Annotated in this window: 5 protein-coding genes; 4 read left to right on the plus strand and 1 reads right to left on the minus strand. The window is 68.1% G+C overall.

Annotation, left to right across the window (positions count from 1 at the left end; translation table 11 throughout):
• Window positions 1-368, minus strand: a 368-nt coding sequence (locus MFF54_RS26105; RefSeq protein WP_238307109.1) for a GDP-mannose 4,6-dehydratase, incomplete at its 3' end; no start/stop codon positions are given.
• A gap of 464 nt (window positions 369-832) precedes the next feature.
• Here MFF54_RS26105 and MFF54_RS26110 point away from each other — a divergent pair.
• From MFF54_RS26110 to livM, 4 genes are all read left to right on the plus strand, one after another.
• A complete protein-coding gene (locus MFF54_RS26110; protein WP_238307110.1) occupies window positions 833-2,401 on the plus strand; it encodes a sulfotransferase family protein in 1,569 nt (522 codons plus the stop codon).
• Between the two features lie 22 nt (window positions 2,402-2,423).
• Window positions 2,424-5,045 (plus strand): glycosyltransferase family protein, encoded by a 2,622-nt coding sequence (locus tag MFF54_RS26115; RefSeq protein ID WP_238307111.1) that lies wholly within the window; start codon window positions 2,424-2,426, stop codon window positions 5,043-5,045.
• Window positions 5,046-5,202: 157 nt separating this feature from the next.
• Window positions 5,203-6,120, plus strand: a complete 918-nt coding sequence (locus MFF54_RS26120) for a branched-chain amino acid ABC transporter permease (protein WP_238307112.1) — start codon at window positions 5,203-5,205, stop codon at window positions 6,118-6,120.
• A partial coding sequence (gene livM, locus MFF54_RS26125) for a high-affinity branched-chain amino acid ABC transporter permease LivM (RefSeq protein ID WP_238307113.1) occupies window positions 6,120-7,386 on the plus strand: 1,267 nt, incomplete at its 3' end. The genes MFF54_RS26120 and livM, both read left to right, overlap by 1 nt.

Consider the following 7,386-nt stretch of genomic DNA (forward strand, 5'->3'; position numbering starts at 1 on the left):
CGGTCCGTCCCGGCGAGGCTCTCGTAGTGGCGGCGTGCGGCCTCGAGCAGGACCTGGGTGCCGACCACGTTGGTGCGGATGAAGGCACCGGGTCCGGTGATCGAGCGGTCGACGTGGCTCTCGGCGGCCAGGTGCATCACGGCCTGGGGGCGGAAGTCGGCGAAGGCGGCCTGGACGGCGTCCGCGTCGCAGATGTCGGCCTCGACGAGGCGGTGGCGCGGGTCGTCGGCGAGGGGCTGCAGCGAGATCGGGTTGGCCGCGTAGGTGAGCGCGTCGAGCGTGGCGACCTCGTGCCCGAGATCCTGCACCAGATGTAGGACGAGCGCCGAGCCGATGAAGCCGCAGCCGCCGGTCACCAGTATCCGCATCAGGATGCCTCCGCGTGTGTGAGGTGAATGTGAACGACGTCCGGAAGCCTGGTAGGTCCGGCGCCGCCCGACTCCCGCAGGTCCTCGAAGCGTTGGCGCGACCTTACACCGACCTCCACCGAGCAGGCCTTGGCCCAGACCGGCCGGCCGCACGGACCCGGGCGGATATGCGGCTGCTCTCGGGCCTCGCGGTTGTGTTGTCAAGAAGCGCTGCCCGATCCTGCAGTCCCGGCGGGTGACGCAGCTTCGGAGAACATGTATCAGGCGCAACCTCGCGTAAGCCGACGGCAGATGCGGGACCTTCGTGCGGTCCGCTCGCGAGCGTGACCGATTCAGAAAGCACATCGGCTATGGTGGCTGGCGCGGCAATCCCCGAACAAGTCTTCGACGCGATGTCCGGCACGGACAGGTTCGAGCGGACCGCCATCCTCGTTCTGGGGATGCACCGGAGCGGAACCTCCGCCGTGACACGGGTGCTGAGCCTGCTCGGCGCCACCTTGCCGGAGCGCCTGATGCCGAAGGCGGAAGGCAACCCGGTCGGCTATTTCGAGCCGATGGAGATCGTGTCCATCCATGAGCGGCTGCTGGCGTCGGCCGACACCGAGTGGTCGGATTGGGGCGCCTTTCCGCAGGACTGGTATCGGTCTGGGAGCCGCGACGCGTTCCTGGCGGAACTCACCGAAGCCGTGATCCGCAACTACGGGGACGACGGCCTCTTCCTGGTCAAGGACCCCCGGCTGCTGCGCTTCGTCCCCCTGTGGCGCGATCTCCTGACGGGGTTGCGGGTGCGGCCTGCAGCCGTTCTGCCGTTCCGCAACCCGATCGAGGTGGCCCTCTCGCTGAAGCGCCGTGACGGCTTTCCCCAGGAGCACGGGTTTCTGCTCTGGCTGCGCCACGTGCTCGATGCGGAGTTTCACAGCCGCGATCTCGTCCGCGCGTTCGTGTCCTACGATCGGCTGCTCGACCAGAAGCGGATGGCCACCTACGGGCTGATCGAGAGCTTGCCCTTCGATTGGCCGCGCAAAACCTCCGCCGCCTTCGACGAGATCGCGAAATTCCTCGACGGCAAGCTCAGGCGCAACACGGCCTCGCGCGACGACCTTTCGCTTCTTGCCGGCATCCCGGAGCCGGTGCGCGCCACGTTCCGAGCCTACGAAGCGCTCGAGCGCGACCCTTACGACCGCGCCGCGATGTCGGCTCTCGACGCAGTGCGCGCCGAGTTCGACCGCACCACCGGGGTCATGGCCGACACCTTCAAGGCCCTGCGCCGCCAATTCGAGGCGGACCAGAGCGAGGCGATCGCGATGCGCTCGGAGGTAGCAACCTACGAGAAGCGGGTCGAGGCGCGCGCCAAAGAATTGCTGGAAGAGGCTTCCGCCCTCAAGCAGCAGCGTGCCGAGGTCGCTGCCCTGCACACGGAACTGCAGCACCGACTCGCCGACATCGACAACCTCCACGGAACCCTGCACGCTATGCAGGTCGAGGCGGCCCGGCAGAACGAAGCGATCCGGGCCGTCGCCGACGAGCGGTACGGCTCGCTGCATGCCGAGATCGGTGGTCTGAACGATGCGACCCACGCGCTGAAGGTCGAGGCTGCTCAGCATCAAAATGAGAACCGCGCCGCCTCGAGCACGCTTGAGCGCTCGATCGGTGGCCTGCAGGAGGAGGTCCTGCGTCTGCGCGGCGCGGCGGTTTACGCCGATTACCGCAGGGCGCAGGCGCGGCGGCACCGTTGGTGGAGCCGCAAGAAGCCCGATCCGGCGCGCGCGGCGCTCTGCGCGCTTATCCTGCGCTCCGGCCTGTTCGACCCAGACTGGTACCGGGCGCGCTACTTGGCGGCGGCTGGGCCCGACCTCGACCCGATCGACCACTACATCGATTACGGCCGCGCGCAGCGCCTCAGCCCGGGTCCGAACTTCGACGCCCAGTGGTATGCAGAGGCCAATCCCGACGTGGCTTCTTCCGGCCACGACGTTCTTCTCCACTACCTTCAGCACGGCCGCGAGGAGGGCAGACCTCCGCTGCGCCGATGAATTGGCCTGACAGGCGCGCCCGATGAACCCCGTCCTACACCTGACTCGCGACGACGTCCGGAACTTCTACACCCTGTGTCTCGGCCGACCCGTCGAGAGCGAGGGGGCGGCCGAGGGGCGTCGGCACCAGACCGCACTCGAATGTGCTTCGAGCCTGCTGCTCTCGGTCGAGTTCGAGTCGGAGATCCTGCGCCCAGTGCTCAACGGACGGGCGCTGAAGCACGCGGGGATCAGCGACCGGACCTTTCGGAAGATTCGCGCCTGGGCGGCGCAGCACGGCCCCGCCGTCTTCGGGCAGGTGGTGGAGGATCCGGCCGAGTGGCACAAGAAGTGGCACAGCCTGCTGCGCGGCCTCGTCACCAGCGAGCCCCTACGCGCGGATTTCGCCGCGCGCTACGCCGAGCACGAGGCCTTTTCCGAGGCTCTTGCCGAGGCAGCGGCGCATAACGAGGCGATCGTCGCCGCGGTCGAGGAGATCAATTCTGGTCGCTGCCGCGGCTTCTTCGTTGACGTCACCGACCGCAGCCGCCGCTCTGTGCTCCAACTTCGGATCAACGGCAAGACGGTGACCGGCGTGCCTGTCCTGGAGTTCCGCAAGGAGTTGCAGGAGAAGTACGGCGGCTCGGGCCATGACGGCTTCGACATCCGCTTCGACGACATCCCCGAGGTCTTCGGGCTCAGCGGGGGCACCGTCGATCTTGTCGAGCCGCGCACCGGCTTCGTCCTCCTGCAAAAACACCACGTCACCTTCTCGAACGCGGCCGCGGCCGAGCAGAACGACCGGACCATCGAGACCCTGCGCGGCTACCGTAGCTACGTCGACGGGTTGATCGACGCACTCGATGGCAATCGCCCGCAATCCGTGACGAGCGTCGGCGGCTACGGGCGCAACCGGATCTTCGTCCGGCCGCCCGCGCCGCCCCGGGCCTCAAGCCGCGTCGTGGTTGTGATCGATGCGCGAGGAGCGGCCGAGCAGATCGAGGTCCCAAGCGTGGATCTGCCAGAGACTCTGGCAGCCTTGCGCGTGCAGACGCATCCGCCGGCCGCGATTTACCTGTTGCAGGATACTGGCCAACTCGGCGACCGTTTCGGTACGGAATGGGATGGGGTGACACGCTTCGACAGTGTGACGAGCCTTCGGGATGCGTTGGAGGGACAGGCCGACCTAGTCGTCCATCTTCGGCCGGACGAGTGCCTGGAACCGGACGCGATCGCCTGGCTCGCCTACGGGGCCGAGCGCCCGGGCGCGTGGGTGACGTACGCCGACAGCGAAGTTGAGCGCGCCCGCACTCTGTCCGGCACCACGCTGCACCCAATCTTTCGCAGCGCCCTCGATATCGACCTGCTGCTGACGTCCGACACCTACGACACTCCGCTCTGCCTTCCCTCGTCGTCCTTCGACACGGCCGACTTCTCGGTGGAGGTGGACTTCCGCCGGAGCGTGCTGCTCGATACCCTTGAGCGGCACGGGCGCTGCGCATTTCGGCATGTTCCGCTGGTCCTCTCGCGCAGCCCCGCTGCCGGACGAGATCCCGATGCCGCAGAGCGCGCCCGCGCGACAGTACAGGGTTATCTCGACCGGCTTCGGCCCGGCGCGGTCCTGGAGCCGCACATGGACGCCGTGGCGCCGCCCCTTGCCAGCCGCTCGCGAGTGCGCTGGCCGGTGCGGGCGCGACGGCCGATCAGCCTGATCGTGCCGACGCGCGATTCCATCGACATGGTGCTCGCACTGGTCGCGAGCCTGAAGGAATGCACGCGCTATCTCAGCCTCCTGCGCGTCCACGTCATCTCCAACAACAGCGTCGCGCCTCAGACCGAGCGTGCCCTGGACATTCTCGGTGCCGACGAGATCGTCAGGATCTCGACTTTCGACGGGCCGTTCAACTGGGCGGGGATCAACGACGCGGCGATCCGCTCCGGGGACTGCGCCGAGATCGCGGTCTGCCTGAACAACGACATGATCTGCCAGACGCAAGGGTGGGACGAATTGCTGCGCGGGCAACTCGCTCGGCCCGAGGTCGATATCGTCGGCGGCCGCCTGCTCTACGCCAACGGCATGCTCCAGCACGCGGGCGTCGCAATGGTGGGCGGCTGGATGCACGAGGCCATGGGCGATGCGCCGGGCCACGGCCTCTACGATGATCGCACGCGCGTGGCGCACGAATGCGCTGCCGTTACCGGCGCCTTCATGGCGTTCGACCGGCAGTTCTATCTCGCCAGCGGAGGGTTCGACGCTGCGACCTTCCCGATTACCCATAATGACGTCGATTTCTGCCTGCGCGCCGAGGGACGTGGCGCTCGGATTCTCTACGATCCGGAGCAGGTCTGGACCCACTTCGAATCCGTGACCCGCGGGCTCGACAGCCTCGACACGGCCAAGATCGAGATGCTGCACGAGTCCCATCAGGCGCTGCTCGACCGACTCCCGCGGCCGGACTACTTGGACCTCGCGGTCAACCCGCACTTCGTGCGCGACACGCGGCCTTTCACGGCGGTCGCGTGGCCGCGGCGTGACACCGTCCTATCCTGGATCGACCAGCAGAGGACCCGCAACGCCGCACCGCCCGTTACGAGCACCTCCGTGGCGACATCGGAGCGCGCCGCGAACGAGGGCGCAGCGCAGACGCGCGCAGAGACCGTCTGACATCGTTGCGGGCTTCTGTCCGGCCGCGATCCGCCGGGCTCTGGCGGGAAGCGCGGCGGTACGGTACGCCTTTTGCTGCCGGGACCAGACCGGCAGCGGTTGGTCGGACACGGCCACGCATCGGGCGGTCGAGACACGACGGAGCGGCACGGGCGCGATGGAAGTCTTCCTGCAGCAGCTGATCAACGGCCTGACCCTCGGGTCGATCTATGGCCTGATCGCGATCGGCTACACGATGGTCTTCGGCATCATCGGCATGGTGAATTTCGCCCACGGCGACGTCTTCATGGTCTCGAGCTTCATCGCGTTGATCGTCTTCCTGATCCTCACCGCGTGGTTGGGGATCAGCTCGATCGCCCTGGCCCTGCTGATCGTGCTGGTCGTTGCGATGGTGCTCACCGGCCTCTGGGGCTGGGCGATCGAGCGGGTGGCCTACCGCCCCTTGCGTGGCTCGTTCCGCCTCGCGCCGCTGATCTCGGCCATCGGCGTCTCGATCTTCCTGTCGAACTTCGTGCAGGTTGCGCAGGGTGCGCGCAACAAGTCGACGCCGCCGCTGCTCTCAGGCGGCATCACCCTGATGGAGTCGGACAGCTACACCGTCTTCCTCTCCTACAAGCAGTGCCTGATCATGGCGGTGACCGCCGTGCTGCTCACGGGCTTCTGGTACCTCGTGCAGCGCACGCCCTTCGGGCGGGCGCAGCGGGCCTGCGAGCAGGACCGCAAGATGGCGGCGCTCCTGGGCATCGACGTCGACCGCACCATCTCGCTGACCTTCGTGCTGGGCGCGGCGCTCGCGGCCGTCGCGGGCGTGCTCTACCTCCTCTATTACGGAACCGTCTCGTTCTCGGACGGGTTCGTGCCGGGGGTGAAGGCCTTCACGGCGGCGGTGCTGGGCGGTATCGGATCCCTGCCTGGCGCGGTGCTGGGCGGCCTCATCATCGGCCTCATCGAGGTGTTCTGGTCGGCCTATTTCTCGATCGAGTACAAGGACGTGGCGGCCTTCTCGATCCTCGCCATCGTGCTGATCTTCATGCCCTCCGGAATCCTCGGCCGCGCCGAGGTCGAGAAGGTCTGATGGCCGAAGCGCGCGCTTCCGGCCTGCCGGACATCCTCCGCGACGCCGGGCTCTACGCCCTCGTCGCCTTCGCGCTCTGCGTGCCGGTGGTCAGCTACCGCACCGAGGCGGGCGCGGCCGGGCTCGAATTGCTGCCGCGCTGGCCCCTCGTCGGTCTGCTCTGCGCGGGCATCTTCGTGCTCCGCCTGATCCAGCGCCTCGTGCTCGCCCGCCGGGACGCGCGGCGCGCGCTCACCCCCGCGCCGTCCCAGGCGACGGAGGCCGTCCACGCCGAGCCCGCGGCCGGCCAGAAGATCTCCGGTCTCGCCCTCTGGGCCTTCCTCGGCCTCGCCCTGACCCTCCCAGCCGTCGCGGCGCTGGCGAGCGGCGGCCTCGGGCCGGCCCGCTACTGGATCGACCTCGGCATCCTGATCCTCACCTACGTGATGCTCGGATGGGGGCTGAACATCGTTGTCGGCCTCGCGGGCCTGCTCGATCTCGGCTACGTCGCCTTCTACGCGGTCGGCGCCTACACGTACGCCCTGCTGGCGACGACCTTCGGCCTGTCCTTCTGGGTCTGCCTGCCGCTCGCAGGCCTGTTCGCCGGCCTCTGGGGCATGGTGCTGGGCTTCCCGGTGCTGCGCCTGCGCGGCGACTACCTCGCCATCGTGACCCTGGCCTTCGGCGAGATCATCCGGCTCGTGCTGATCAACTGGACCGATTTGACCGGGGGCGCGGCCGGCATCTCGTCGATCCCGCGGGCGACCTTCTTCGGCATCCCGTTCACGGCGGACGAGGACGGGTTCGCGGCCCGCTTCGGGCTCGAATTCGACTCGATGTACCGGGTGGTCTTCCTCTACTACCTGATCCTCGTGCTGGCGCTCGTCACCAACCTCGTGACCCTGCGGCTGCGGCGCCTGCCGATCGGGCGCGCCTGGGAGGCCCTGCGCGAGGACGAGATCGCCTGCCGCTCGCTCGGCATCGACACCACCGCCACCAAGCTCACGGCCTTCGCGCTCGGCGCCGCCTTCGGGGGCTTTGCCGGCTCCTTCTTCGCCGTGCGCCAGGGCTTCATCAGCCCCGAGAGCTTCAACTTCCTGGAGAGCGCCATCATCCTGGCGATCGTGGTGCTGGGCGGCATGGGCAGCCAGATCGGCGTGGCCATCGCCGCCGTCGCGATGGTGGGTGGGCCCGAGCTCCTGCGCAATCTCGGATTCCTCAGCGCCGTCTTCGGCGAGGGCTTCGACCCGAACGAGTACCGCCTGCTCCTCTTCGGCCTCGCCATGG

This window comes from Methylobacterium gregans (genome assembly GCF_022179245.1).
Classification (GTDB): Bacteria; Pseudomonadota; Alphaproteobacteria; order Rhizobiales; family Beijerinckiaceae; genus Methylobacterium; species Methylobacterium gregans.

What these genes read in the sequence shown, in the direction of transcription:
- MFF54_RS26115 (WP_238307111.1), top strand. Translation starts at nt 2,424, where the DNA reads ATGAACCCCGTCCTACACCTGACTCGCGACGACGTCCGGAACTTCTAC.
- MFF54_RS26120 (WP_238307112.1), top strand. Translation starts at nt 5,203, where the DNA reads ATGGAAGTCTTCCTGCAGCAGCTGATCAACGGCCTGACCCTCGGGTCG.